The sequence below is a fragment of the Enterobacter sp. R4-368 genome, assembly GCF_000410515.1.
Classification (GTDB): Bacteria; Pseudomonadota; Gammaproteobacteria; order Enterobacterales; family Enterobacteriaceae; genus Kosakonia.
The window spans coordinates 2,138,723-2,162,615 of record NC_021500.1 but is presented as its reverse complement, the minus strand read 5'-3'; the positions used below and the strand labels follow the sequence as shown (position 1 = coordinate 2,162,615).

At 54.8% G+C, this 23,893-nt stretch carries 26 protein-coding genes; 8 read left to right on the top strand and 18 right to left on the bottom strand.

Annotated features, from left to right (window positions below; translation table 11 throughout):
* Positions 1-156: 156 nt before the first annotated feature.
* The 4 genes from H650_RS10185 to mutY all read right to left on the bottom strand — a co-directional run bounded on the left by H650_RS10185 (position 157) and on the right by mutY (position 4,190).
* A complete protein-coding gene (locus H650_RS10185) occupies positions 157-1,410 on the bottom strand; it encodes a nucleoside permease (RefSeq protein ID WP_020455178.1) in 1,254 nt (417 codons plus the stop codon).
* A 238-nt stretch (positions 1,411-1,648) separates the two neighbouring features.
* Positions 1,649-2,731: a membrane-bound lytic murein transglycosylase MltC gene (gene mltC / locus H650_RS10180; RefSeq protein ID WP_020455177.1), complete on the bottom strand. Its 1,083-nt coding sequence runs from the start codon at positions 2,729-2,731 to the stop codon at positions 1,649-1,651.
* Positions 2,732-2,839: 108 nt separating this feature from the next.
* Entirely contained in the window at positions 2,840-3,115 is a 276-nt protein-coding gene (locus tag H650_RS10175) for an oxidative damage protection protein (protein WP_020455176.1), read from the bottom strand.
* Between the two features lie 25 nt (positions 3,116-3,140).
* Complete coding sequence (gene mutY, locus H650_RS10170) at positions 3,141-4,190, bottom strand: A/G-specific adenine glycosylase (protein WP_020455175.1); 1,050 nt, start codon at positions 4,188-4,190, stop codon at positions 3,141-3,143.
* A gap of 142 nt (positions 4,191-4,332) precedes the next feature.
* On the opposite strand from mutY, the gene trmB reads away from it, so the two are divergent.
* The 3 genes from trmB to H650_RS10155 are packed head-to-tail and all read left to right on the top strand — an operon-like array spanning position 4,333 to position 6,153.
* On the top strand, positions 4,333-5,052 hold the full coding sequence (trmB, locus tag H650_RS10165; protein ID WP_020455174.1) for a tRNA (guanosine(46)-N7)-methyltransferase TrmB: 720 nt from the start codon (positions 4,333-4,335) through the stop codon (positions 5,050-5,052).
* The gene (locus tag H650_RS10160) at positions 5,052-5,378 is read left to right on the top strand and encodes a YggL family protein (protein ID WP_020455173.1); all 327 of its coding nucleotides are present in this window, start codon (positions 5,052-5,054) and stop codon (positions 5,376-5,378) included. Before trmB ends, H650_RS10160 begins: the two co-directional genes overlap by 1 nt.
* Before the next feature lie 55 nt (positions 5,379-5,433).
* Positions 5,434-6,153, top strand: a complete 720-nt coding sequence (locus H650_RS10155; protein WP_020455172.1) for a YggN family protein — start codon at positions 5,434-5,436, stop codon at positions 6,151-6,153.
* A gap of 188 nt (positions 6,154-6,341) precedes the next feature.
* Here the strand turns inward: H650_RS10155 and hemW are convergent, their stop codons facing one another.
* The 5 genes from hemW to H650_RS10130 are packed head-to-tail and all read right to left on the bottom strand — an operon-like array spanning position 6,342 to position 9,649.
* A complete protein-coding gene (gene hemW / locus H650_RS10150) occupies positions 6,342-7,478 on the bottom strand; it encodes a radical SAM family heme chaperone HemW (protein WP_020455171.1) in 1,137 nt (378 codons plus the stop codon).
* Entirely contained in the window at positions 7,471-8,064 is a 594-nt protein-coding gene (locus H650_RS10145; protein ID WP_020455170.1) for an XTP/dITP diphosphatase, read from the bottom strand. The genes hemW and H650_RS10145 overlap by 8 nt, the downstream gene beginning before the upstream one ends.
* Before the next feature lie 8 nt (positions 8,065-8,072).
* Positions 8,073-8,363 (bottom strand): DUF167 family protein YggU, encoded by a 291-nt coding sequence (gene yggU, locus H650_RS10140; RefSeq protein ID WP_020455169.1) that lies wholly within the window; start codon positions 8,361-8,363, stop codon positions 8,073-8,075.
* The gene (locus H650_RS10135) at positions 8,360-8,926 is read right to left on the bottom strand and encodes a YggT family protein (protein WP_017457574.1); all 567 of its coding nucleotides are present in this window, start codon (positions 8,924-8,926) and stop codon (positions 8,360-8,362) included. Before H650_RS10135 ends, yggU begins: the two co-directional genes overlap by 4 nt.
* Positions 8,927-8,944: 18 nt before the next feature.
* The gene (locus tag H650_RS10130; RefSeq protein ID WP_020455168.1) at positions 8,945-9,649 is read right to left on the bottom strand and encodes a YggS family pyridoxal phosphate-dependent enzyme; all 705 of its coding nucleotides are present in this window, start codon (positions 9,647-9,649) and stop codon (positions 8,945-8,947) included.
* A gap of 17 nt (positions 9,650-9,666) precedes the next feature.
* Here H650_RS10130 and H650_RS10125 point away from each other — a divergent pair, with 17 nt between their 5' ends.
* Positions 9,667-10,647, top strand: a complete 981-nt coding sequence (locus H650_RS10125) for a type IV pilus twitching motility protein PilT (protein WP_020455167.1) — start codon at positions 9,667-9,669, stop codon at positions 10,645-10,647.
* On the opposite strand, the gene H650_RS10120 is transcribed toward H650_RS10125, so the two are convergent.
* A complete protein-coding gene (locus H650_RS10120) occupies positions 10,644-12,902 on the bottom strand; it encodes an FAD-dependent oxidoreductase (RefSeq protein WP_020455166.1) in 2,259 nt (752 codons plus the stop codon). The genes H650_RS10125 and H650_RS10120 overlap by 4 nt on opposite strands.
* Positions 12,903-12,968: 66 nt before the next feature.
* Between H650_RS10120 and H650_RS10115 the strand changes: the two genes are divergently transcribed.
* Positions 12,969-13,661, top strand: a complete 693-nt coding sequence (locus H650_RS10115; RefSeq protein WP_044489482.1) for an IclR family transcriptional regulator domain-containing protein — start codon at positions 12,969-12,971, stop codon at positions 13,659-13,661.
* Between the two features lie 153 nt (positions 13,662-13,814).
* Here H650_RS10115 and ruvX read toward each other — a convergent pair whose 3' ends face one another.
* The 8 genes from ruvX to metK all read right to left on the bottom strand — a co-directional run bounded on the left by ruvX (position 13,815) and on the right by metK (position 21,014).
* The gene (gene ruvX / locus H650_RS10110; RefSeq protein ID WP_017457579.1) at positions 13,815-14,231 is read right to left on the bottom strand and encodes a Holliday junction resolvase RuvX; all 417 of its coding nucleotides are present in this window, start codon (positions 14,229-14,231) and stop codon (positions 13,815-13,817) included.
* Positions 14,231-14,794, bottom strand: a complete 564-nt coding sequence (locus H650_RS10105; RefSeq protein ID WP_017457580.1) for a YqgE/AlgH family protein — start codon at positions 14,792-14,794, stop codon at positions 14,231-14,233. Before H650_RS10105 ends, ruvX begins: the two co-directional genes overlap by 1 nt.
* A 120-nt stretch (positions 14,795-14,914) precedes the next feature.
* On the bottom strand, positions 14,915-15,862 hold the full coding sequence (gene gshB, locus H650_RS10100; protein WP_020455164.1) for a glutathione synthase: 948 nt from the start codon (positions 15,860-15,862) through the stop codon (positions 14,915-14,917).
* A gap of 13 nt (positions 15,863-15,875) precedes the next feature.
* Positions 15,876-16,607 carry a 16S rRNA (uracil(1498)-N(3))-methyltransferase gene (gene rsmE, locus H650_RS10095; RefSeq protein ID WP_020455163.1) on the bottom strand — a complete coding sequence of 244 codons (732 nt, stop codon included), beginning with the start codon at positions 16,605-16,607 and terminating at the stop codon, positions 15,876-15,878.
* Positions 16,608-16,688: 81 nt separating this feature from the next.
* A complete protein-coding gene (gene endA, locus H650_RS10090) occupies positions 16,689-17,387 on the bottom strand; it encodes a deoxyribonuclease I (RefSeq protein WP_020455162.1) in 699 nt (232 codons plus the stop codon).
* Between the two features lie 87 nt (positions 17,388-17,474).
* On the bottom strand, positions 17,475-17,981 hold the full coding sequence (locus tag H650_RS10085) for a SprT family zinc-dependent metalloprotease (protein ID WP_017457584.1): 507 nt from the start codon (positions 17,979-17,981) through the stop codon (positions 17,475-17,477).
* An 81-nt stretch (positions 17,982-18,062) separates the two neighbouring features.
* The gene (locus H650_RS10080) at positions 18,063-19,457 is read right to left on the bottom strand and encodes a sugar porter family MFS transporter (RefSeq protein ID WP_020455160.1); all 1,395 of its coding nucleotides are present in this window, start codon (positions 19,455-19,457) and stop codon (positions 18,063-18,065) included.
* Between the two features lie 402 nt (positions 19,458-19,859).
* Positions 19,860-21,014 carry a methionine adenosyltransferase gene (gene metK, locus H650_RS10075; RefSeq protein ID WP_020455159.1) on the bottom strand — a complete coding sequence of 385 codons (1,155 nt, stop codon included), beginning with the start codon at positions 21,012-21,014 and terminating at the stop codon, positions 19,860-19,862.
* Between the two features lie 438 nt (positions 21,015-21,452).
* On the opposite strand from metK, the gene yqgG reads away from it, so the two are divergent.
* The 3 genes from yqgG to speA all read left to right on the top strand — a co-directional run bounded on the left by yqgG (position 21,453) and on the right by speA (position 23,857).
* Entirely contained in the window at positions 21,453-21,596 is a 144-nt protein-coding gene (yqgG, locus tag H650_RS26220; RefSeq protein WP_419177757.1) for a small protein YqgG, read from the top strand.
* A gap of 93 nt (positions 21,597-21,689) precedes the next feature.
* The gene (yqgB, locus tag H650_RS26215) at positions 21,690-21,872 is read left to right on the top strand and encodes an acid stress response protein YqgB (protein WP_141402812.1); all 183 of its coding nucleotides are present in this window, start codon (positions 21,690-21,692) and stop codon (positions 21,870-21,872) included.
* An 8-nt stretch (positions 21,873-21,880) separates the two neighbouring features.
* Entirely contained in the window at positions 21,881-23,857 is a 1,977-nt protein-coding gene (speA, locus tag H650_RS10070) for a biosynthetic arginine decarboxylase (RefSeq protein WP_071925225.1), read from the top strand.
* Positions 23,858-23,893: the final 36 nt, after the last annotated feature.

The window sequence follows — 23,893 nt, the reverse complement described above, 5'->3', positions numbered from 1 at the left end:
CCTGTTCTGCACGATTTAAAGCAAAAGATAATAAGCCAACGCCTGTTGCTGACCACCTTCGCAAAAAGAGATGGTTAAATGGCCATAAAAAACCCGGCGCTCAGGCCGGGTTTTGTCTTTGCATCGTTAACCACCTTCAGGAGATGGTTATCAGTTTCAGGCTTTCTGCGCCACGCCTTCTGGCTCACGCACGTGTTTATACTTAAACAGCATCACGAAGGCGAAGGCCAGCACCAGCGAGTAACCGGCGAAAATCAGCCACACGGTTTTCCAGTCGGTGATGCCCGCAGTGGTGTAAATCTCCACCACTTTGCCGCTCACCATCCCGCCGAGGATACAGCCGAAGCCGTTGGTCATCATCAGCAACATACCCTGCGCACTGGCGCGGATAGCCGGATTCACCTCTTTCTCCACGAATACCGAACCGGAGATGTTGAAGAAGTCGAATGCACAACCGTAAACGATCATCGACAGAACCAGCAGTACGGTGCCGAACGGCGTCGGGTCGCCATAAGCAAACAGACCAAAACGCAGCACCCAGGCGATGATACTGATCAGCATGACGTTCTTGATGCCGTAACGGCTCATAAAGAACGGGATCGCCAGGATAAATGCGGTTTCGGAAATCTGCGAAATCGACATCATCACCGACGCATGTGTCACGATGAAGCTGTTGGCGAACAGCGGGTTCGCGTCAAAGCTGTGCAGGAAGGTGTTGCCGAACATGTTGGTGATCTGCAGCTCGGCGCCTAACAGCATCGAGAAGATAAAGAAGATCGCCATGCGCTTGTTTTTAAACAGCGCGAAAGCGTTCAGGCCCAGCATTTCCACCCAGGTCTGTTTCTCCTTGCTTTTAGCAACCGGCATATGCGGCAGCGTCAGAGAGAACAGGCTCAGCACCAGCGACAGCGCCGCGCCAATGTAGAGCTGCATATGACTCAGTTCGAAACCGGAGAAGCTCACCGCCCACATCGCCAGAATAAAGCCGATGGTGCCCCAGATACGAATCGGTGGGAAATCGGTCACGATATCGTGGCCTGCGGATTTCAGGCGGAAGTAAGAAATGGTGTTCACCAGGCCCAGCGTTGGCATGTAGGCCAGCGAGTTAAGCAGGATGATGGCGAACATTGCGCCTGGCGTGGTGACGCCTGCGGCGATAAATAATGTAATCGCGCCAACCAGATGGCACAGGGCATACACCCATTTTGCGCTCAGCCACTTGTCCGCAACGATACCGAGCAGCGTTGGCATCAGCAGTGATGCAATACCCAGCGAGCTATATACCGCGCCAATTTCCGCGCCCTGGAATTTCAGGGTAACGAACATATAAGAGCCAAGCGTAGTCAGCCAGCTTCCCCACAGGCAGAACTGCAGAAAGATAATGACTTTCAGCTGCAGCTTAAGATTCATGCTAATTTCCTCACAAAGGAGAGTGATAGATGTTGGAATGGGCACAATTGCGTTTGTTATGTGTCAGGATTCTACCATCTACGGGGTGGCGAATTTGTTATGCCCGACATAAAAATGCAAACTTCCTCTGATTGCATTTTTATATGGTGACGTATCTCACACTTTAGCGCAACCGTTTGCATCATTCACATGAATACCTTATGCCTCTTTCATTGGTACAGACGAAAGAGGCAACAGATTAGTTGCGACGGTAAGTTTTCTGCGCAGCGTTAACTTTGTAGAGATAGCGGCGGGATTCCGCCGAGGGGTGGCGTGTGGTCAGGGTTTGGTACACATCTCCCGGCGTCATGGTGTTGATGATATTTGCCGCCTGCACTTTATCGGCGGAAAAGACGCGTAACACGCTGCCGGCACCGCCGTTATAAGCGGTAATAACCGCATAGCGACGCGATGTAGGGTTAGTAATACCGGAGAGATAAATATTGTTCAGCATCGCCAGATAGGCGGTGCCGGTATCGATGTTGCTTTGCGGATCAAACAGATAACTGCGATCGGGCGTACCAGATTTCCCCTGCGCGCGGAACACATCTTTACCGGCGCTGTGCTGCACAACCTGCATTAAACCGAGCGCATCGGAGCGGCTGACGGCGTATGGGTTAAAGGAGGATTCGGTTTGCATAATCGCCAGAATCAGCGATTCGTCGACGCCATATTTATGCGCCGCTTTGCGCACCATACCGACGTATTTATGCGCGCGTTTATCCAGGTGGTTTGGCACCAGGTTAATGGTCACGCTGTAGATCATCCGTAAGCCGTTGCTGCGGCTTTTCAGACGTGTTTGCAGTAAATAGTCCGCAAACTGCGCTGCACGCCATTGCCAGCGAATGGCTTCGCCGTTGTTATCCACCACCTGGCCGTAGAGGAACGGCTCTTTCGAGATCTGAATATCATCGACATCGGAGTAAAGATCGATTGAACCCGGATCGTCGCCCATCAGCAGGGTTTTGATAATCGCCTGGCGCAAATGCGCCGCAGGTTCGGTGCCGGAGATAGTCTCGACGGTGATCGTCCCCTCATCGAAGTTGATGTGGCTGCGGGTTTGGTACTGGTCGGTGTATTTAACGTAGTCTTTCGGGCCTGCGATCAGAACCTCGTTAAATCCCCATAAATTCTCAATATTATGGGCAAATTGACCCATCAGGATGTCAAAACCGTTGGTGTCTTTAATCCAGGCTTCGTTGTAGTCGTCACCCGTTTTATTCGAACTGGAACAAGAAATCAGCAACGGCGCAATAATCGCTAGCGCTAAATATTTTTTCATCATTCCGGGATGCAATCGTGTTGGTGTGTTAGCGCCGGTGTCTCTGCGCACTGGCAATGCCTTCCCATGCTTTCGCAGCATTACCAGTGATTGCGCGTGAACAGCGGCTTATTTTTTTTCTTGCGGCGTATAGCCTTCAATATGCACGTCTTTACCTTCAAACAGGAAATTCACCATCTCCTCTTCCAGCAGTTTGCGGTGCTCGACGTTCATCATGTTGAGTTTTTTCTCGTTTATCAGCATGGTTTGCTTCTGCTGCCACTGCTTCCAGGCCTCTTTCGAGATCTCGTTATAAATGCGTTTTCCGAGATCGCCCGGATAGAGCTGGAAGTCTTGCCCTTCCGCTTCACGTTGCAGGAAGGTACAAAAAATAGTTCTGCTCATAAAATAATCCTCTTTGCTTGCGCGCCTAACGGACTTCGGCGCGTAATTGCTGTATCAGGCGTTCCACGGGAGCCGCCAGACCGACGGATGGCGGTTGCGCTAAGTTATACCAAAGACCTGCGCCCTCATCCATGCAAGACGAGAACGAGGACACGCCAAGCCACATAGGCACAATATCCAGATGGAAATGGCTAAAGGTATGGCGAAACGCCACAAGTTGGCTGAGATTATCGGCGCTAATCTTCCTCTGCGCCAGCCAGGCCCGCAGGCTGGCCTCATCGCTGAACTGCGGGAAGCAGAATAACCCGCCCCACAGCCCGCTCGGTGGGCGCTGCTCAAGATATACTTCGCCTTCATGCTGCATCAGCAGGAAATATCCGGTGCGTTCGGGCAGCGTCTGTTTCGGTTTTTTACCCGGATATTGCGCCCATGTGCCGGAAGCATAAGCTTCACAGCCCGTTTGCAGCGGGCAGAGCTCGCATTTCGGTTTCGAACGGGTGCAAACCATCGCGCCCAGGTCCATCATCGCCTGGTTAAAGCGCTCGACGCCCTGAGCCGGGGTGACGTCTGTGCTGATCTCCCACAACCGTTTTTCCACTTCTTTCTTTCCGGGCCAGCCGCCGACAGCGTAACAGCGCGCCAGCACGCGCTTCACGTTGCCATCGAGAATGGGAAAGTGTTTACCCAGCGACAAAGAGAGGATAGCGCCCGCGGTCGAGCGGCCAACGCCCGGAAGCGCGGCGACTTCTTCGAAGGTCTCCGGGAAGCGCCCGCCGTGCTGGTTAGCCACCTGCTGCGCGGCTTTATGTAAGTTGCGCGCTCGCGCGTAATAACCCAGACCAGTCCACAAATGCAGCACTTCATCCAGCGGTGCATTCGCCAGATCGCTCACGGTTGGAAAACGCGCCATAAAGCGCTGGAAGTAGGGGATTACGGTTGTCACTTGCGTTTGTTGCAACATCACTTCCGATAGCCATACTTTGTAAGGCGTTTTTTCAATTTGCCAGGGCAGCGTTTTTCGCCCGTATTTGTCGTACCAGCCCAGCACCTGGGCTGAAAATTGAGACGCTTGCATGGTCACCAGAATCACGTAATCAGGGGCGAAGATTGCAGCACAGAGGCGCTGAGCTGTAAACCGGAACTTTCCGGTGCTTGCATCGGGCGATGAACTTTGGATAATGCCCGTTTCCTGAACACTCTCACAAGCAGATCACTTTATGAATAACGACGTCATTTCACCGGAATTTGATGAAAACGGCCGCCCGTTGCGCCGCATTCGCAGCTTTGTCCGTCGCCAGGGCCGCCTGACGAAAGGGCAGCAACACGCGCTGGATAATTACTGGCCGGTGATGGGCGTTGAGTTCACTGAGCAGCCGCTGGATTTCGCCACGCTGTTTGGCCGCACAGCTCCTGTCACGCTGGAGATCGGTTTTGGTATGGGCGCGTCGCTGGTTGAAATGGCAAAAACGCGACCGGAGCAGGATTTCCTCGGCATTGAAGTACATTCACCGGGCGTTGGCGCTTGCCTCTCCTCCGCACATGAAGAGGGCGTGGAAAACCTGCGCGTAATGTGCCACGACGCTGTAGAAGTGTTGCACAAGATGATCCCTGACAATTCTTTGAATATGGTGCAGCTCTTTTTCCCTGACCCGTGGCACAAAGCGCGTCATAATAAACGCCGCATCGTTCAGGTACCCTTTGCTGAACTGGTGAAAAGCAAGCTCAAGCTGGGCGGCGTGTTTCATATGGCGACAGACTGGGAAGCCTACGCGCAGCATATGCTGGAAGTGATGACTTCCATCGACGGTTACAAAAACCTGTCGGCGACAAACGACTTTGTGCCGCGTCCAGAGTCGCGCCCGGTAACCAAATTTGAACAGCGTGGCCATCGTCTTGGTCACGGCGTATGGGACTTAATGTTCGAGAGGGTGAAATAATGGCAACGAACCGCAGCCGTCGTTTGCGTAAAAAAATGCATATCGATGAATTTCAGGAACTGGGTTTTTCTGTTGCATGGCGCTTCCCGGAAGGCACCAGCGAAGAGCAGATTGATAAAACGGTTGATGACTTTATTCAGGAAGTGATTGAGCCGAACAAGCTGGCGTTTGACGGTAGCGGTTATCTGGCGTGGGATGGTCTGATTTGCCTGCAAGAGATTGGCAAATGTACTGAAGAGCATCAGGCCATCGTGCGTAAATGGCTTGAAGAACACCAGTTGACCGAGGTGCGCGTGAGCGAACTTTTCGACGTTTGGTGGGACTAACTAAAACATAAGGGGCCAGCATTTGCTGGCCCGTTTTGTCTCTACAGGAGTTTTTATGATGCGCAAAACGCTACTGGCGGCGGCTCTAACGCTTACAGCATTCGCGGCTCAGGCCGACTATCAATGTAGCGTCACGCCGCGTGACGATGTGATCATCAATCCGCAAACCGTGCAGGTGAAAGGCGAGAACGGCAATCTGGTTATCACACCGGATGGCAACGTGATGTTCAACGGCAAACAACCGACCCTTAGCGCCGCTCAGCGCGAGCAGGCAAAAGATTACCAGGCAGAACTGCGCAGCGCGCTGCCGTGGATTGACAATGGTGCGCGTAGCCGCGTGGAGAAAAACCGCATTGCGCTGGATAAAATCATCGTCAAAGAGGTCGGTGAAAGCAGCAGCATGCGTAATCGCCTGACCAAGCTAGATGCGCAATTAAAAGAGCAGATGAATCGCATTATTGAGCATCGTAGCGATGGCCTGACCTTCCACTATAAAGCGATTGAGCAAGTGCGTGCGGACGGCCAGCAACTGGTGAACCAGGCGATGGGCGGCATTCTGCAGGACAGCATTAATGAAATGGGCGCGAAAGCGGTGCTGAAAAGCGGCGGTAACCCATTACAAAACGTCTTAGGCAGCCTCGGCGGTTTACAGACCGCTATCCAGAACGAGTGGAAAAACCAGGAAGCGGATTTCCAGCAGTTCGGGAAAGATGTTTGTAAGCGTGTAGTGACGCTGGAAGAGAGCCGGAAGGCGTTAACCTCAGGACTTAAGTAACCGCAATCAGCAGCCTTCTTTGTACGAAGGCTGTGTTTTTTTACCTTCCGCGCCACTCTTTCTCGCGGTGCCTTCATCCTGACGGCGTTGAGCAGCGGGATTATGTTCTGTGGTGACAGGGTATTCTTTGGAATTGCCCGATAATTATCTGGCTGGCTGTTCAAATAACCGAACAGCCAGTACCGGAATTATTCGGCAAGAAATAGTTCCAGCAGGGAATTAAGAAATAATTTACCGTGTTCTGTTATCTGCCAGCTCTCTTCACTTTCCGTCAAATAATTCAGCTTCAGTGCTTCCTCAATTTGCGGGCGAATAACGCGCTCATCCAGGCCGGTATAGCGTGAAAAATCTGCACGCGGTGCGGGTTCCAGCAGGCGGAAACGGTTCATAAAGAATTCAAACGGTTTATCTTGCGTCTCCACATCGTGCTGCTTATCCAGGTAATTGCCCTGCATATAACCGCGTGGATGACGGGTTTTTGCCGTGCGCAGGATACGCCCATCCGGCAACGTCACTTTACCGTGCGCACCGCAACCAATCCCCAGATAGTCGCCAAAACGCCAGTAGTTGAGATTGTGCTGACACTGGTAGCCAGGTTTCGCGTAAGCCGAGGTTTCATATTGTTGATACCCGGCGGCGGTCAGGATCTGGTGGCCCTGTTCGAAAATGTCCCAGAGCGCATCGTCGTCTGGCAGCACCGGAGGGCGTGATCCAAACAGCGTATTAGGTTCAATGGTGAGCTGATACCACGACAGATGCGGCGGGTTGAGCGCAATCGCCTGGCGCAAGTCGTCCAGCGCTTCTTCCAGCGACTGATCCGGCAGGCCGTGCATTAAATCAAGGTTAAAGCTGCGTAGCCCCAGCCCGCTCGCCAGGTGTGCGGCGCGTTTGGCTTCCTGCGGGCCGTGAATACGCCCCAGGCGCTGCAACTTCGTTTCGCTAAAACTTTGTACGCCAATGGAAATGCGGTTCACGCCGGCACGCTGGTAGTCGACAAAGCGGTCGGCTTCCACGGTTCCGGGGTTGGCTTCCATGGTTATTTCTGCATCCAGTGCGAGCGGCAAACGCGCACGTACACCGTCCAGTAATGCTTGCATTGCCGGGCCAGAGAGCAGGCTCGGCGTACCGCCACCAATAAAAATGGTCTTTATTTCACGTCCCTGCGCGTAGGCGACATCGGCATCGAGATCGCTAAGCAAATGCTGAACGTAGTCGTCGTGCGGTACTTCGCCCTTTAATGCGTGGGAATTGAAATCGCAGTACGGGCATTTCTGCACGCACCACGGAATATGTATATAAAGGCTCAGAGGCGGCAAATCAGCCATTACGCAGTGCTTCCAGTAACAGTTTCAACGCTTGTCCACGGTGGGAGATCGCGCTTTTTTCTTCGCGGGTGAGCTCCGCTGCGGTTTTGCCCTCAGCAGGGACAAAGAAAATCGGATCGTAGCCAAAGCCGCCGTTACCGGCAGGCTGCCGCGTAATCACGCCAGGCCAGCGGCCGTGGCATACCAGCGGGGTCGGGTCATCCGCATGACGCATATAGACCAGTACGCAATGGAATTGTGCTTTGCGCTCAGCGTCCGGCACATCTTTTAGCGCGTCGAGCAGTTTTTCCAGGTTCTGCTGGTCGCTGGCATCAACGCCGGAATAACGGGCGGAATAAATGCCCGGCGCACCGCCGAGGGCATCGACAGCAAGGCCTGAATCGTCGGCAATCGCAGGCAGGCCAGTAACTTGCGCTGCGTGGCGCGCTTTGAGGATCGCGTTTTCAATAAACGTCAGGCCGGTCTCTTCGGCGGACTCCACGCCCAACTCAGTTTGTGCGACAACATCAAAGCCAAAATCATTCAGCAGCGAGGCCAGCTCGCGCACCTTACCGGCATTACCGGTAGCGAGGACAACTTTTTGCATAGCGGATCCTAATGTATCAGCGCCGCGACTTCCGTCGGGATCTGTTGCGGATGTGAGATTTTAATCTGTTTGTGGCGGCCCAGTTCGCCTTTTTCAATCACGACCTGGTTTTTCGCCACGCGGAACTGCTTAGCGAGGAATTTTACCAGGTGCGCATTAGCCTGGCCGTCCACTGGCGGGGCGGTGATGGCGACTTTTAACTCGTCGCCATGCAGCCCGATAATGGCGTCACGGCTGGCTTTAGGCTGAATATACAGCTGCAACACCAGCCCGTCTTCACAGGTAACAACGGCACTCATAGTGCCATCCACAGCCCCGGCAGCAGAATATCGCCGGTAGATTGCAGCAATTCCGCAATCCCCATATTCAGAACATACAGCAGCAGCACCAGAATCATCGGTGAAAAATCGATGCCGCCCATGGCCGGCAGCAAACTGCGGATTGGGCGCAGCAGCGGCTCGGTCAACTGCATGAGCACATACTCCACCGGGCTGCGTCCCTGACTGACCCAACTCATGATGGCCATAACCAGCAGCACCCAGAAAATCATCAAGCCGATGGTTTTGAGTAAAATCAGCAGGGCGGAGGCCCAGATAATCGGCTGGAAGGTGATGACCATAAAGATCAGTATCGCTTTAATAAACGACAGAACAAAAGCAATCAGCAGCGAGGCGCTATCCAGCGGCCCCATCGCGGGCAGCACGCGGCGCAGCGGCCCGACAATCGGCTGCGTGGCCTTGACCACGAACTGCGAAAACGGGTTGTAAAAATCGCAGCGTGCCCACTGCATCCAAACACGTAACAGCAGAACCATTGTGTAGAGTTCAATCACTGTCGAGAGCAGGAAAGTCAACGTCTTCATGGCGTTCCTCAGTTTTCCTTAATTTTTCGTGTAATCGCGCGCACCAAAAATGGCCGTACCAATGCGCACCATCGTGCTTCCCGCCGCAATGGCGGCGGTCATATCGTCGGACATGCCCAACGACAGGGTATCCACCGTCGGATAGCGTGTTTTCAACGCTTCAAATGCTACAGCCATTTGCCGTGCCACGGCAAACTGGCGTTCGTAATCTGTTTCCGGCGCAGGTATTGCCATCAACCCGCGCAGGCAAACGCCGGGTAGCTCGGCTACCTGAGCGGCCAGCGCATCCAGCTCGCTGAGCGCGATACCGGATTTGCTCTGCTCATCACTGATGTTGATTTGGATAAGCACATTCAGCGGCGCTAACGTTGCCGGGCGCTGCTCGCTTAAACGACTGGCAATACGCAACCTGTCTACCGTGTGGCACCAGTCGAAGTTCTCCGCCACCAGACGGCTTTTGTTGGACTGTAGCGGGCCAATAAAGTGCCATTGCAGACCCTGAACGCCCAGTTGCCTGAAGTGGTTAATTTTATCCACCCCTTCCTGAACATAGTTTTCGCCAAAAGCACGTTGCCCGGCGTCGATCGCTTCTGCGACAGCGCTCGCAGGTTTGGTTTTGCTCACTGCAAGCAACGTCACTTCTTCTGAAGCACGGCCGCAGCGCGCTGCGGCGGCTGAGATTTTGTCCCGGACCTGTGCCAGGTTATGCGCAATATCGTTCATGATTCCAGGATGGCTATATGGATATAGAAGAAATAGTGGCGCTTAGTGTAAAGCATAATGTCTCGGATCTACACCTGTGCAGTGGCTCTGTGCCGCGCTGGCGGCAGCAAGGCCGTCTGGAACCTGCGCCGTTTGAAATAGCGGATCTCGCCGGGCTGATTGATTTGCACCTCAATACGGCTCAGCAGCGTCTGTGGCGAGAGCGGGGGCAGGTCGATTTTGCCCTGACGACAGCCGCGGGGCACCGGCTGCGGGCAGGAGCCTTTACGCGTCACGGTGGTGTTTCGCTGGCGTTACGCTTGCTGCCGCAAAGCTGCCCACTGCTCAGCGAGCTGGACGCCCCTGCGCCGTTGAGCGAGTTACTTGGGCGGGAAAACGGCCTGATTCTGGTGACGGGCGCGACCGGCAGCGGCAAATCCACCACTCTGGCAGCCATGGTGGATTATCTGAATCAGCATAACGATGCGCATATTCTGACGCTGGAAGATCCGATCGAGTTTGTTCACACCAGCAACTGCTGCCTGATTCAGCAGCGGGAAGTGGGTCTACATTGCATGTCATTTGCCGACGGCCTGCGCGCGGCGCTGCGTGAGGATCCGGATGTGATCCTGCTCGGTGAGTTGCGCGACAGCGAGACCATCCGTCTGGCCCTGACCGCCGCAGAAACCGGGCATCTGGTGCTGGCGACGCTGCATACGCGCGGTGCGGCACAAGCGGTAGAGAGGTTGGTCGATACCTTTCCGGCGCAAGAAAAAGATCCTGTGCGCAGCCAACTGGCGGGAAACCTGCAGGCGGTGCTGGCGCAAAAACTTGAGGCGGACAAGCGGGGAGGGCGAGTGGCATTATTCGAGTTGCTGATCAACTCTCCGGCGGTGGCGAGCTTGATCCGCGAAGGCAAAACCCACCAGTTGCCCGGCGTAATGCAAACCGGGCAACAGGCGGGGATGCAAACCTTTGCACAAAGCCACCAACAGCGAGTGTTGCAAGGCTGGCTTTAGCGGATGTTTAGCGAGTAAACCGCAGGCAGCGCGCCCGCCGTTTTCAGGATCTCCAGCCTGACGCTGCGCACCGCTAGCGGCACTTCGAGCCTGTGCTGGCACACCGAGTGGTGGTTATTATCTACCTCGGCCAGGAGCTGTTCATCGGCCCACAAACGGTAGTGGGTGATGCAATGCGGCGTTACAGCATAGTGGTGGCCCATCTGGACCGACTCCATCGCGTTATCGAAGTCGTTGTCCTGCACCAGCGTCAGATGCCGCAGCGTTTGCGGCTCCGCCCAGCGCCAGATGATCTCCGGGGCGACATCATCTGCGGCCGGTGTCCATGCGTTGATTTGCTGCTCCGGACGCAAGCGGCCATTTAATACATTCTGCGCACACCAGCCATTCAGTGGCTGGCTGAAACGCAGGGCGGGGAAGATCTGCTGCGGATGGCGGCGTGGCAGCCAGAAATCGAACTCGTCGACGCCATAATCGCCATCTGCGACCTGCCGGGTGTGTTTTGCCACACGGGCGTTAAGGCTGTTAAAGACCGTCATAAGGCCTGGCAGGTGGGTATTCGTGAGCGCAATTTCGATATTTTCCTGCGCTTCGAAAGCGACAAATACGTACTGATCGCGATCGCTTTGCCACTGGAAGGCCAGGGTGTGCTCTGCTTCGCCGGAGACCTGAAGCACGTTTTCATCGTATTGATAGTCCGGGGTGAAGTTCCCGGTGCGTGCACTGCCAATCAGCGAAACCGCCAGTGGCTGCGGTGTTGATGCCCGTAAACGCAGCGTCATTTCGGGCAGTTGCGCGCCTGCGCGTACGGGTAACAGTATCGCCATGCGCTCCGAAAGCGACTGCCAGTTGCCGTTGGGTTCCTGCTCGCTCAGTTGGTATTCGCTGCTGGCGCTGACGGTGGCACCTTGCGCCGGGTCGTTCAGCCACTGGCGTGGGATATAACAGCCAGTGGCCTGTAAATGTTGCTGCAAAGCGCTGATATGCTCCCGCTGCGCCAGTTCACGCGGCAGCAGGTTAAGTGCCTTACACTGCGCAGCGGCGCGTCCGACCACTTCGCCCAGCAGACCGCAGGTACACATTACGCGGGCGCTGCCGAAGGCGACATGTGAGGCGGAGATGAGCCGCCCGGTAAGCAATAAGTTATCGAGCGAGCGGCTGTAGAGGCTGCGAAACGGAATGGTGTAGGTTCCTTTGCTGTGAAACTGCCGACAGCCGTCGTGGGTGCTGTACACGCCATCAGCCGGGTGCAAATCTATCGACCAACCGCCATAACCCACGGCGTCATAGTGATCGCGTTGCTCAATAATGTCCTGCTGGCACAGCAAATGATCGCCAAGGAAACGGCGGCTTTCGCGTTTGCCGGGGATCGCGCCGACCCATTCGATAGTCATACTGGCAGCTTCAGGGAATTCGCCAGAGTTTTTAATATGATCCCAGACGCCCCAGACAATCTTCCACAGTTCCCATTTGATCTCTTCACTTTCGTGCACGGTATCGAGGCGGCCTCCCCACTCCAGCCACCATAAATCGCAGCCGTTCAGCGTTGACGTCAGGCGCTTGTAGCGCGGGATTGCGGTGATATCTCTCAGGGCGAAAGAGGGGGGAACAAAGTTGACCGGCCCGGCGGTTTGCTTCGTGTAGAAATAGATGGAGTGGCCCAGCTTATGGCCAAAATTGTCACCGGGCGCCATTTTTTCACCCAGTTCTTCCGCTTCTTCCGCGCCTTCACGGTATTCTGCGCCCGCCAGAAAACCGAGCACGCCGTCGCCGGTAGCATCGCAGAACTGCGCGGCGCTTACGCTGTAAAAGGTCTCGTTAATCGGGTTGAAGGCTTTTACCGCAGTGAGGGTATTTTCCGTTTTTTCGACCTCAAAGACGGCGGTATTGAGCAGCAATGTCAGCCCCGGCTGGCTTTTGGCAAGATCCAGCAACACGAGGTCGAACATCACCGGGTTTCCCTCTTTGTTCCGCCAGAGGTTCTCTTCCATGATTTCGCCCATGATGCCGCCTTCGCGTGCCCAACGGTTATTATTACCCATATGGGAGGTTGCGCCGTTGGCCCACAGACGCACTTCGCTGGAGGCATTTCCGCCAAGCACCGGCCTGTCCTGAACAAGCACCACTTGCAAGCCATCTCGCGCTGCCGCCAGTGCAGCGCAAAGCCCCGCCAGTCCGCCACCCGCAACTAACAGGTCTGCGTGCAGTTGCTGCGTTGGAAATGTTCTGGCATCGGTTTGAGGAAAGATTTTCATAACCTTGTTTCCTTCTTTACTGGCGGTAAAATCGGTTTTTCGAGCAACCTGAAAAGTGAACCTGCAATGTCTTCACAACCCAATCAAAGCCTGATCGACGGCATTCGCTGCCTGCAGTATCTGGTTTCCAGCGATCGCGCCATTGGCTGTCGCGAACTGGCTCGCCTGATGGGCATTAACACAACCCGTGTAAACCGGTTGTTGATGACTATGGCTTCTATTGGCCTGACGATGCAGGACGCACAGCGCCGCTATCTGCCCGGTCCCGGTATCCATGCGCTGGCAGCGCAGGCTATTCGTGGTTCGGCACTGTTTTCCCAGGCGCTGCCACTACTGGAAAGCCATGCCCCGAAAGATATCGTGGTGGCAATGGGCGTGCTCTGGGAGGATCAGGTGATCTATATCTATCACTCCGAGCCCGGTAGCCAGGTCAGCCAGGCGCTGGCTGGTTTTCATATGCTTCCGGCCTGGCAGTCTGTCATCGGCATGGCCTTACTGGCGGCAGAAAGTGATGAAACCCTGCAACAGCGCTTTAGCGAAGAGCAGTGGCGACTGCTTGGTCCGCATGTTGCCGAGCAACGCGAGCGCGGCCATGTGGTCTGGCACCATGATGACGGTGAAGTCTCGATGGCAAAACCGCTTGGTGCGCACTCCGCCGCACTTGCCTTTGCCGGAATGTGGCACGTTGACGACACGGTCGTCGACACACGGCTGCAGGCACTTCACGCGCTGGTCGAACGCCTGACGGAAAAATCCTGACGCTGGCTAACGCCATTATGTTTCTTTTATAGAAACACGCGATGAAATGCAAAAAGCATAGCCAGAAACTGTGAGAACGATCGGCAGAAAGCCGCGAACAGGTCGCGGCTTTCGTTGGGTCAGGAACAGGGAGAACGGCTGGTCGGGACAGGTTCAGAAATGTTGTTCGAAGTAGCTCTCAAGGATGATGACTGCGGAAGCGGAATCGACACTTCCTTTGTCGAGCGCGCGAAAACCGCCGCGTTCAAACAGCCCGGCGCGGGCTTCTACGGTGCTTAAGCGCTCATCATGCAGCGTCACCTGCACGCCAAAACGGCCATGAACTTTGTTGGCAAAGTTACGGGCACGGGCGGTGAGGGGTTGCTCGGTGCCGTCCATATTCAACGGCAAACCCACAATGACAGACTCGGGCTGCCACTCTTTTAACAGCTTTTCGATAAGCTTCCAGTCCGGTGTGCCGTCCTGCGCTTTCAGCGCGCTGAGTGGGCGAGCGGTGCCCGTGATACGCTGCCCGATGGCAACGCCAATGCTTTTGGTACCGAAATCAAAGGCTAACAGGGTTCCGCTCATCAGGCGTGCCCTGCCACGCCAGGCATGGTAGAGATATCGATACCGATAAGTTTGGCCGCTTCACGCCAGCGATCGGCGATCGGCGTTTTAAACAGAATGTTGAGATCCGCAGGCGCAGTGAGCCAGGCATTATCAAGGATCTCCTCCTCAAGCTGCCCTTTCTCCCACGAGGCATAACCCAGCGCTACCAGCACTTCGCTCGGTTGCTCTGCCGTGCCAAGCGTCTCCAGCACATCGCGCGAGGTGGTGATCACGGTGTTATCCGACACGCGAATGCTCGACGAGAATGCCGCTGGTGGCGTGTGCAGAATAAAACCGCGATCTTCAGCCAGCGGGCCGCCAAGCAGCACCGGTTTATCCAGGCGGATTGCCGGATCGCGTTCTGTGGGCTGGATTTTGAGTTTTTCCAGAACACCTTCCACTTTCAGGTTTTCCAGAGGCTTATTAATAATCAGCCCCATCGCACCTTCATCGTTGTACTCGCAAATGTAAACCACGGAGCGACGAAAGAGGGGATCCTGAAGAGCAGGCATGGCAATAAGAAAGTGATGCTGTAAATTCATTGTCAGAGGTTCTGTTTCCTGGTTCAAAAAAGCGACAGCCTAGTATGGGGGGAAAGCGGAGTGCTGTCACTAGCCAAAGCTGGCGAGGGGCGGGATCCGTCCCGCACCTTTCTATGACAGTTATTTTCCGAGGCGTTTCTCGATAGCGTCCATCAACATACCGGTAATGGAGATCGGGAATTCCGCTTCGATTTCGCGAATGCAGGTTGGGCTGGTGACGTTAATTTCAGTCAGGCGATCGCCGATAATATCCAGTCCGACAAAGATCAACCCTTTGGCTTTCAGCACCGGCGCGACTTTACGCGCGATAGCCCAGTCGCTTTCGCTTAACGGACGCGGTTCGCCGCGTCCACCTGCGGCGAGGTTACCGCGAGTTTCACCGCCCTGCGGAATGCGCGCCAGACAGTAAGGCACCGGTTCGCCATCAACGACCAGCACACGTTTGTCGCCATCTTTGATGGCGGGCAGGTAGTTTTGCGCCATGCAGTAGCGGCTGCCAAGCTCTGTGAGCGTTTCGGCGATAACCGAGAGGTTTGGATCGCCTTCTTTAACGCGGAAAATTGAGGTACCGCCCATGCCGTCCAGCGGCTTAAGAATGATGTCGGAGTGCTTCTGCCAGAAGGCTTTCAGTTGTGCTTTGTTGCGCGTAACCAGCGTTTCCGGGGTTAACTCCGGGAACCAGGCGGTGAACAGTTTTTCGTTGCAGTCGCGCAGGCTCTGCGGCTTGTTAACGATCAGCGTGCCTTTTTCTTCCGCGCGTTCAAGGATGTACGTCGCATAAATATATTCGGTATCGAACGGCGGATCTTTACGCATCAGGATGGTGTCCAGCTCAGCGAGAGCAAGATCCTGTTCGCTGCCGAATTCATACCATTTGTCGTAATTGTGTTCGACGGACAACGTGCGGGTACGGGCGCGGGCTTCACCGTTAATCAGATAAAGATCCGCCATCTCCATATAGTGCAGCTCGTAGCCGCGGCGCTGAGCTTCCAGCAGCATGGCGAAGCTGGAGTCTTTTTTGATATTGATGTCCGCGATGGGATCCATCACGATACCGAGCTTGATCATTCTGCTTCTCCTTTCAACCCAGGTCGCCGAAGCGCACCTGAAGCGCGGTGATGGCGGTAAGCGCCGTAGTCTCTGTGCGTAGCACACGGGGGCCTAACAAAATATCTGTGAACTGATAACGCGCGGTCATCGCAATCTCGTCGGCGGATAACCCGCCCTCCGGGCCAATCAGTAAGCGCACGCGTTCAACGGGCAGCGGCAGCGTGTTGATACTCTGGCTGGCGCGCGGATGCAGGTTCAGCTTTAAGCCTGCTTCCTCTTCGGCGCACCAGGCTTCGAGATCCATGGCCGGACGTATTTCCGGCACCCGGTTGCGGCCGCACTGTTCACAAGCGGCAATGGCAATTTTTTGCCACTGCTGAAGCTTCTTGTTCAGGCGTTCAGCATCCAGTTTAACCCCGCAGCGCTCAGAAAAAAGTGGCGTAATGAGGCTTACCCCAAGCTCAATCGATTTCTGGATAGTGAATTCCATTTTTTCACCACGCGACATCACCTGGCCGAGGTGAATATGCAGCGGCGATTCACGATCGTCCACTTCACTGCCAAGAATTTTCACCACCACGCTTTTTTTATCGGCGCGGATAATTTCGGCCTCAAACACCTGATTGGAGCCGTCGAAAAGCTGAATGGCCTGGCCTTGCCCCATACGCAGCACGCGGCCGACATGGTTGGCGGCATCTTCGCTGAGGGCGATATCATGGCCTGGCTGGATAAGTTCTGGGTGGTGGATGCGGGGAATGCGCATGGTATTTCGAATCCGCTTAGGTTGCAGCCCCGGCCGGAATTAACGGGCGGGGCGGACTGTAACAAATGCCGCTAGTGTAGGTTAGCTCTTTCGCGCCATGCAAGCGCGCTGCACGTAAGGGTTATGGTTGCCCTGCACGTTGGCGATGCGCTCGTCACGTTTGCACTCCCAGTCGGTTACCGGATAAAGCTTGTCCCAGGCGGTGAAAAGCTGCGTTTGCTGGCGTGAAAGGCTGAGTTGGTACTGGTCACGCATATAGAAATAGGTACGGGCAATCGCACCGCGAGCGCGTTCCGGCGGCTCGGCGAGTTTTTCTTTGAAATCGATTTTCATGCCGCACTGGCCATACTGGCTTTCACCGCCGTTCCATTGACCGTACATAAAGTTGCCGCGATCGCCGTTTACCTCGCCGACGGCGGGTTGCAGGTTGTGCATATCGCTTTCGATTTTACGGTACACCGGATCGTTGGCGCAGTTTTTACGCCCGCCATCCTGCCAGCACTGGCGCAGATGGCCGAACTGCCAGGCGGGCATGACATGTTCCCATTCGACCCGGCTGGCGCGGTTTTCGTTTTTACGCACCTGATAGCCGCAAGACGCGAGGTCGATAACCCCTTTTTTACCCTGCCAGTTAATTTTACAGCCGCAGTAAAAATCTCCCGGCACATCGGCGTTAATTTTGACGCCCGCTGCTTTGGCCTGGGCAAAACTGTTGATACCGTCCGCTGCGAAGGCGGGAACTGCTATCAGCGCGAAGAAGAGTGAGATAAAACGAAACATGGCGAACTCCCTGTCAAAACGAGTTCGCAACGTAGCGGAAGCTGTTGCCTGATGCAATCAGTTCGCGCGGAAAACTTCTTAATGGATTCAGTTACTCGCGCCGGCAGCCAGCGGCTCGCCGCAGTGTACGCAGCGGTAAACCGCCTCGCCGCGCAGCACGCGATTGTGTCGCCGTACCGTTAACTGGTGCTGCTGGCATTTGCAATGGTATGGGAAAGTATTGGGCCGCACAGATTCCAGTTCGAACTGATGTGTGCGGCGAGCGGGCACACCGAGCACGCTCTCCATCATCCACTTCCACTCTTTACCGTGCGGCGCGACGCGACCAAAGTGCTTCCACACCAGCAAGTGGGCAAGCTCGTGAGGAACCACCTCTTCAATAAAGGCCTGCTGGTTTTCGAGTAGCAATACGGGGTTAAGTCGGATCTCGTAATCAGCCAGCCAGGCGGTGCCTGCCGCCGTGCCGCGCTGTTGATATACCAGTTTCGGTTCCGGGTAGTTGCGCCCCAGTTTCAGGTTCGCTTGCGCGAGTTTATCCCGCAGGCTGCGCATCACGGCTTGCTGAAGAGCGATTGGAAGACGGGGAGTTTTCATAAGTGCAGAGAATAGGTGGGGCGGGGCAGGAGTGCAACAGGCAAAAAGCAAAGGCTTCCTCCGCAGAGGAAGCCTTTAAGGTTAGTTGTGAGAACCAATTTCGCGCAGCGGGCGGCCACGCATCAGGTTACGCTCAATGTGCTCCAGCGAAACATGTTTGGTTTCCGGCACCAGCCACAGCGTCAGCACGATGAACAAGACGTTCAGACCGCCGTAGACCCAGAAGGTGTTGGCGTTGCCCAGCGTGTTCAGCATGGTCAGGAAGGTTGCGCCGACAATCATGTTGGCAATCCAGTTGGTCGCGGTGGAGCAGGTGATACCGAAGTCGCGGCCTTTCAGCGGCTGAATTTCGGAACACAGTACCCAAATCAACGGACCGGCACTCATGGCAAAGCCAACAATAAACATCAGCAACATGGCGACAGCAAAGTATTGTGCCGATGGCGAATGGATACCCAGATGCAGCATGGTACCCAAAATGCCCATACCAGCCGCCATCACCAGGAAGCCCAGCACCAGCGTGGGTTTGCGTCCCCAGCGATCGACAAGACCGATGGCAATAAAGGTCGCCAGTACGTTAGTCAGACCGACGATCACCGTGCCCCACATCTGCTCAGTGGTATTGGTGTAGCCCGCCAGTTCAAAGATCTTCGGCGCGTAATACATGATGACGTTCATCCCGGTGAACTGCTGCATCACCTGCAACAACACGCCAAGGAACACCGCGCGGCGGAAGTTGCTGTTCTCTTTGAACAACGCCCAGCCGGTCTGTTTTACCTGCAGGCTTTCGCGGATCTCTTCCAGCTCGTTTTTCGCTTCGGCGCTGGTATCGCGCAGGCGCAACAACACGCGTTCGGCGTCATGGAAGCGGCGCTTGGCGGCAAACCAGCGCGGGCTGTCCGGCAGGAAGAACACGCCAATCAGCAGCAAAATCGCCGGAATGATGATAACGCCCAGCATCCAGCGCCATGCGCCGCTATAGCTGAACGCGGTGTCAGAGAGATAAGCGCCCAGAATCCCGATAGTGATCATCAACTGATACATGGAAATCATGCTGCCGCGAATTTTTTCCGGCGCGATTTCAGAGAGATACAGCGGCGCGGTATAAGAGGCAATACCAACCGCCAGACCGAGCAGTACGCGGGAAATAATCAGCACTTCCACGTTTGGTGCGGCCGCAGAACAGAGCGAACCGATGACAAACAAGATCGCGCCAATCATCAGGCTTTTTTTACGCCCGAGGCGCCAGGAGAGCCAGCCGCTGCCGACGGCGCCGACGGCGGCACCGAACATCATTGAGCTGACCACCCACTCCTGCGTGTGTGCGCTAATCTGAAAATCTTTGGTAATAAAGGGCAACGCACCAGCGATTACCCCAATATCCAGGCCAAAAAGCAGTCCTGCCAGTGCAGCGAGGAAACAAACAAAGAAGGTCATTGCCTTGTTTGAATACCCCTGTTTTTTATTGTCAGGCATTATGCCCTCCATTCATGTCATTGGTTTTTTCGATGTAAAAGGTAGGCCACTCATCTCTAAAAATACGTGATTTACATCACATGAGTGTAATCGGTTACATTGCAATAAGGCCGTCAATGTAAATAAAAGTGTTAATTATTATAGAATTGTTGGGCGGTAAAGGAGAGGGGGCGCGGTGAGTTTCAGACTAAACCGAAACGGAATGTAACAGTCATGTTATGTTCGTTTTTCAAAAGGAAAAGTCTGAAAAATCAGCGAAGCGCAGCGGTGTAATCGCTTTCAGATAAGTGCGGTGCGGGATAAGTGAGTATAGGCGCTGGAAAAAATCGCGGCGGAATGAACAGGTGTCAAAAATAAAAAGGCCAGCACAAGGCTGGCCTGAACGGCAACGCGGTCAGAGAATTATTCCAGACCGGCTGCTTCACGCAGCAGCGCCGCTTTGTCGGTTTTTTCCCATGGGAAAGTTTCACGACCAAAGTGACCGTATGCGGCGGTTTGTTTGTAGATCGGATGCAGCAGATCCAGCATCTGAATCAGGCCGTACGGACGCAGATCGAAGAACTCGCGCACCAGCAGCGTCAGCTGTTCGATGGCAATTTTCTCCGTACCGAACGTTTCCACCATGATGGAGGTCGGTTCAGCCACGCCGATAGCGTAAGAAACCTGGATTTCACAGCGATCGGCAAGGCCAGCCGCAACGATGTTTTTCGCCACGTAACGCGCAGCATATGCCGCAGAACGGTCAACTTTTGATGGATCTTTACCGGAGAATGCACCGCCACCGTGACGAGCCATGCCGCCGTAGGTATCAACGATGATTTTACGCCCGGTCAGACCGCAGTCGCCCATTGGACCACCGATAACGAAACGGCCAGTCGGGTTGATGAAGAATTTGGTTGAGGCGTTCAGCCATTCGGTCGGCAGGATCGGTTTGATGATCTCTTCCATCACCGCTTCTTGCAGGGATTTCTGATCGATCTCTTCTGCGTGCTGAGTAGACAGAACTACCGCGTCGATGCCGACGATTTTGCCGTCGTCATACTGGAACGTCACCTGGCTTTTCGCGTCCGGACGCAGCCACGGCAGCGTGCCGTTTTTACGCACTTCAGCCTGGCGCTGAACCAGACGGTGAGCATAGGTGATCGGTGCTGGCATCAGCACGTCGGTTTCATTGGTCGCATAGCCAAACATCAGGCCCTGGTCGCCAGCGCCCTGTTCCAGCGGGTCTGCACGGTCAACACCCTGGTTGATATCCGGAGACTGTTTACCAATTGCGCTCAGTACGGCGCAGGAGTTCGCGTCAAAGCCCATGTCAGAATGCACATAGCCGATTTCACGGACGGTGTTACGGGTGATCTCTTCGATATCTACCCACGCGCTGGTGGTGATTTCACCACCTACCAGTACCATGCCGGTTTTGACGTAGGTTTCACAAGCAACGCGTGCTTTCGGATCCTGCTCAAGGATAGCGTCCAGCACGGCATCGGAAATTTGGTCAGCGATTTTGTCAGGATGCCCTTCAGAGACGGACTCGGACGTAAAAAGGTGTTTTGCCATAGTAAGTTTTCACCCTGGAGTAATACGGTTAGCTCGAATTCTGTGTCCGGAGGTCTTCGCGTCTGGCGGACGCGGACTGCAGAAGGTGACACATGAAGTCTGCGTGTTAATCGGTCTGCGCATACATTCTTCACGTATGGACGGATTAACATCTGGATGGCTATTCTAGGTTAATTCTTGACCCTATTGCCAGCGTTTTTTGATGCTCGCCACATCCTGTCACAAATAGTGACGGAAAATTTTCCTGGCAATGCGGCAAACACAGCTTTTTTATTTTGCATTTTCACCCCGTTCTCGGTATAAAACGCCGCGCGCGGCTCATTAAAAAAGCGCACGGCAGAAACGCTGTGTCGCCACTTCCAGCCGGGTTAAGCAGTGAATTTAATGGCTTTGGCTTGTCGCGGGTCTTAACGGCTTGCGTGGAGGTGATAAGAGATAATGAAGCGCTGTTTTCTACAGGACCTGTCGCGTCGTTCTGACGTGCGTTTATTCCCCGCAACCTGCATTTCAAATCTGCAAACCTGCCGATGTTATACCCATTTCGGCGCTTCTCAGGACTCCAGAGCCGGTAAGGCATTGTGATAACTGAACAAGGGCTCTCCTGTTAGATCAGGGGTTTTCTCGTGGTTTCGCCGGGCTGTCATACTCGAGTCCCGATACGTGTTTTACAATGATATGAATAAGAAACCGGTCGCGCAGTCGGTGCTTCAGCATATTGCGCTGAAAAGTCAGGCTGTTTATGGGTTGTTATCGCTATGTGTCACTGCGATAGTAGTCAACTATTTTATCCGTATGCATTTTCGCGCGGCCGCCTTTGGGCGTCGTGATGTGCACAGGGTATACACTTTCATCTATTGAGGTTCGTTATGTCTGACGACATGTCTTCGGTTTCGCCTTCGTCAGCAGGCGAACAAGGTGTACTACGTTCCATGCAGGAGGTTGCGATGAGCTCCCAGGAAGCCAGCAAGATGCTTCGTACTTATAACATTGCCTGGTGGGGCAATAATTACTACGACGTCAACGAGCTGGGCCATATCAGCGTTTGCCCGGATCCGGACGTCCCACAAGCCCGTGTCGACCTGGCGCAGCTGGTAAAAGCGCGTGAAGCGCAGGGGCAACGTCTGCCCGCGCTGTTCTGTTTCCCGCAGATCCTGCAACACCGTCTGCGTTCGATTAACGCCGCTTTCAAACGTGCGCGTGAATCCTACGGGTACAACGGTGACTATTTCCTCGTTTACCCGATCAAGGTGAACCAGCATCGCCGCGTGATTGAGTCCCTGATCCATTCCGGCGAACCGCTGGGGCTGGAAGCGGGCTCCAAAGCGGAACTGATGGCGGTTCTGGCGCATGCGGGCATGACCCGTTCGGTGATTGTGTGTAATGGTTATAAAGACCGTGAATACATTCGCCTCGCGCTGATTGGCGAAAAGATGGGCCATAAGGTCTATCTGGTGATTGAGAAAATGACCGAAATCGCCATTGTGCTGGAAGAAGCCGAGCGCCTGAACGTGGTACCGCGTCTTGGCGTGCGTGCGCGTCTGGCATCGCAGGGTTCCGGTAAATGGCAGTCCTCCGGTGGCGAAAAATCCAAATTCGGTCTGGCGGCGACCCAGGTACTGCAACTGGTGGAAATTCTGCGTGAGCGCGGACGCTTAGACAGCATTCAACTGCTGCATTTCCACCTCGGTTCGCAGATGGCGAACATTCGTGATATCGCCACTGGCGTGCGCGAATCGGCGCGCTTCTATGTTGAGCTGCATAAACTTGGCGTCAATATTCAGTGCTTTGACGTGGGCGGCGGCCTTGGCGTGGACTATGAAGGTACGCGTTCCCAGTCCGATTGTTCAGTCAACTATGGCCTGAATGAATACGCCAACAACATCATTTGGGCGATTGGCGATGCTTGTGAAGAGCACGGTCTGCCGCACCCGACGGTGATCACCGAGTCTGGCCGTGCCGTCACCGCGCACCATACCGTGCTGGTTTCCAACATTATTGGCGTTGAGCGTAACGAGTACACGCCAGCGACGCCACCGGCTGAAGACGCGCCGCGCGCATTGCAGAGCATGTGGGAAACCTGGCAGGAGATGCATGAACCGGGTACCCGCCGTTCGCTACGCGAATGGCTGCACGACAGCCAGATGGATCTGCACGATATCCATGTCGGTTACTCCTCCGGCACGTTCAGTTTGCAAGAGCGCGCGTGGGCTGAGCAGCTTTATCTGAATATGTGCCACGAAGTGCAGAAGCAACTCGATCCGAGCAACCGCGCGCATCGTCCGATCATTGATGAGTTGCAGGAGCGCATGGCGGACAAAATGTACGTCAACTTCTCGCTGTTCCAGTCGATGCCGGATGCGTGGGGGATCGATCAACTTTTCCCGGTTCTGCCGCTGGAAGGGTTGAACCATGCCCCGGAACGTCGTGCGGTGCTGCTGGATATCACCTGTGATTCCGATGGCGCTATCGATCACTACGTGGATGGCGACGGGATTGCGACCACCATGCCGATGCCGGAATACGATCCGGAGAACCCGCCGATGCTGGGCTTCTTTATGGTCGGTGCTTACCAGGAGATCCTTGGTAACATGCATAACTTGTTCGGCGATACCGAAGCGGTGGACGTGTTTGTCTTCCCGGATGGTAGCGTTGAAGTGGAGCTTTCTGATGAAGGCGACACCGTGGCGGATATGCTGCAGTACGTGCAGCTCGATCCGAACACGCTGCTGACGCAGTTCCGCGATCAGGTGAAACAGACCGGGCTTGATGAGACGCTGCAACAGCAGTTCCTCGAAGAGTTCGAAGCCGGGCTTTACGGCTACACCTATCTGGAAGACGAATAACGCAGGTTATAGCGTCTGACCGGTAACGAACTGAAT

Excerpts from the sequence above, each read along its gene's own strand:
- H650_RS10080 (WP_020455160.1), bottom strand. The coding sequence starts at position 19,457 with ATGCCTGACAATAAAAAACAGGGGTATTCAAACAAGGCAATGACCTTC.
- yqgB (WP_141402812.1), top strand. The coding sequence starts at position 21,690 with ATGAATAAGAAACCGGTCGCGCAGTCGGTGCTTCAGCATATTGCGCTG.
- H650_RS10135 (WP_017457574.1), bottom strand. The coding sequence starts at position 8,926 with ATGAAGACGTTGACTTTCCTGCTCTCGACAGTGATTGAACTCTACACA.
- hemW (WP_020455171.1), bottom strand. The coding sequence starts at position 7,478 with ATGGCTGATTTGCCGCCTCTGAGCCTTTATATACATATTCCGTGGTGC.
- ruvX (WP_017457579.1), bottom strand. The coding sequence starts at position 14,231 with ATGAGCGGAACCCTGTTAGCCTTTGATTTCGGTACCAAAAGCATTGGC.
- yqgG (WP_419177757.1), top strand. The coding sequence starts at position 21,453 with ATGAAGCGCTGTTTTCTACAGGACCTGTCGCGTCGTTCTGACGTGCGT.
- H650_RS10175 (WP_020455176.1), bottom strand. The coding sequence starts at position 3,115 with ATGAGCAGAACTATTTTTTGTACCTTCCTGCAACGTGAAGCGGAAGGG.
- H650_RS10105 (WP_017457580.1), bottom strand. The coding sequence starts at position 14,794 with ATGAATTTACAGCATCACTTTCTTATTGCCATGCCTGCTCTTCAGGAT.
- mutY (WP_020455175.1), bottom strand. The coding sequence starts at position 4,190 with ATGCAAGCGTCTCAATTTTCAGCCCAGGTGCTGGGCTGGTACGACAAA.
- metK (WP_020455159.1), bottom strand. The coding sequence starts at position 21,014 with ATGGCAAAACACCTTTTTACGTCCGAGTCCGTCTCTGAAGGGCATCCT.
- speA (WP_071925225.1), top strand. The coding sequence starts at position 21,881 with ATGTCTGACGACATGTCTTCGGTTTCGCCTTCGTCAGCAGGCGAACAA.
- endA (WP_020455162.1), bottom strand. The coding sequence starts at position 17,387 with ATGTTTCGTTTTATCTCACTCTTCTTCGCGCTGATAGCAGTTCCCGCC.
- H650_RS10120 (WP_020455166.1), bottom strand. The coding sequence starts at position 12,902 with ATGAAAATCTTTCCTCAAACCGATGCCAGAACATTTCCAACGCAGCAA.
- gshB (WP_020455164.1), bottom strand. The coding sequence starts at position 15,862 with ATGATCAAGCTCGGTATCGTGATGGATCCCATCGCGGACATCAATATC.
- H650_RS10185 (WP_020455178.1), bottom strand. The coding sequence starts at position 1,410 with ATGAATCTTAAGCTGCAGCTGAAAGTCATTATCTTTCTGCAGTTCTGC.
- H650_RS10115 (WP_044489482.1), top strand. The coding sequence starts at position 12,969 with ATGTCTTCACAACCCAATCAAAGCCTGATCGACGGCATTCGCTGCCTG.
- H650_RS10145 (WP_020455170.1), bottom strand. The coding sequence starts at position 8,064 with ATGCAAAAAGTTGTCCTCGCTACCGGTAATGCCGGTAAGGTGCGCGAG.
- H650_RS10155 (WP_020455172.1), top strand. The coding sequence starts at position 5,434 with ATGATGCGCAAAACGCTACTGGCGGCGGCTCTAACGCTTACAGCATTC.
- trmB (WP_020455174.1), top strand. The coding sequence starts at position 4,333 with ATGAATAACGACGTCATTTCACCGGAATTTGATGAAAACGGCCGCCCG.
- H650_RS10125 (WP_020455167.1), top strand. The coding sequence starts at position 9,667 with ATGGATATAGAAGAAATAGTGGCGCTTAGTGTAAAGCATAATGTCTCG.
- H650_RS10130 (WP_020455168.1), bottom strand. The coding sequence starts at position 9,649 with ATGAACGATATTGCGCATAACCTGGCACAGGTCCGGGACAAAATCTCA.
- H650_RS10085 (WP_017457584.1), bottom strand. The coding sequence starts at position 17,981 with ATGAAAACTCCCCGTCTTCCAATCGCTCTTCAGCAAGCCGTGATGCGC.
- rsmE (WP_020455163.1), bottom strand. The coding sequence starts at position 16,607 with ATGCGCATTCCCCGCATCCACCACCCAGAACTTATCCAGCCAGGCCAT.
- yggU (WP_020455169.1), bottom strand. The coding sequence starts at position 8,363 with ATGAGTGCCGTTGTTACCTGTGAAGACGGGCTGGTGTTGCAGCTGTAT.
- mltC (WP_020455177.1), bottom strand. The coding sequence starts at position 2,731 with ATGAAAAAATATTTAGCGCTAGCGATTATTGCGCCGTTGCTGATTTCT.
- H650_RS10160 (WP_020455173.1), top strand. The coding sequence starts at position 5,052 with ATGGCAACGAACCGCAGCCGTCGTTTGCGTAAAAAAATGCATATCGAT.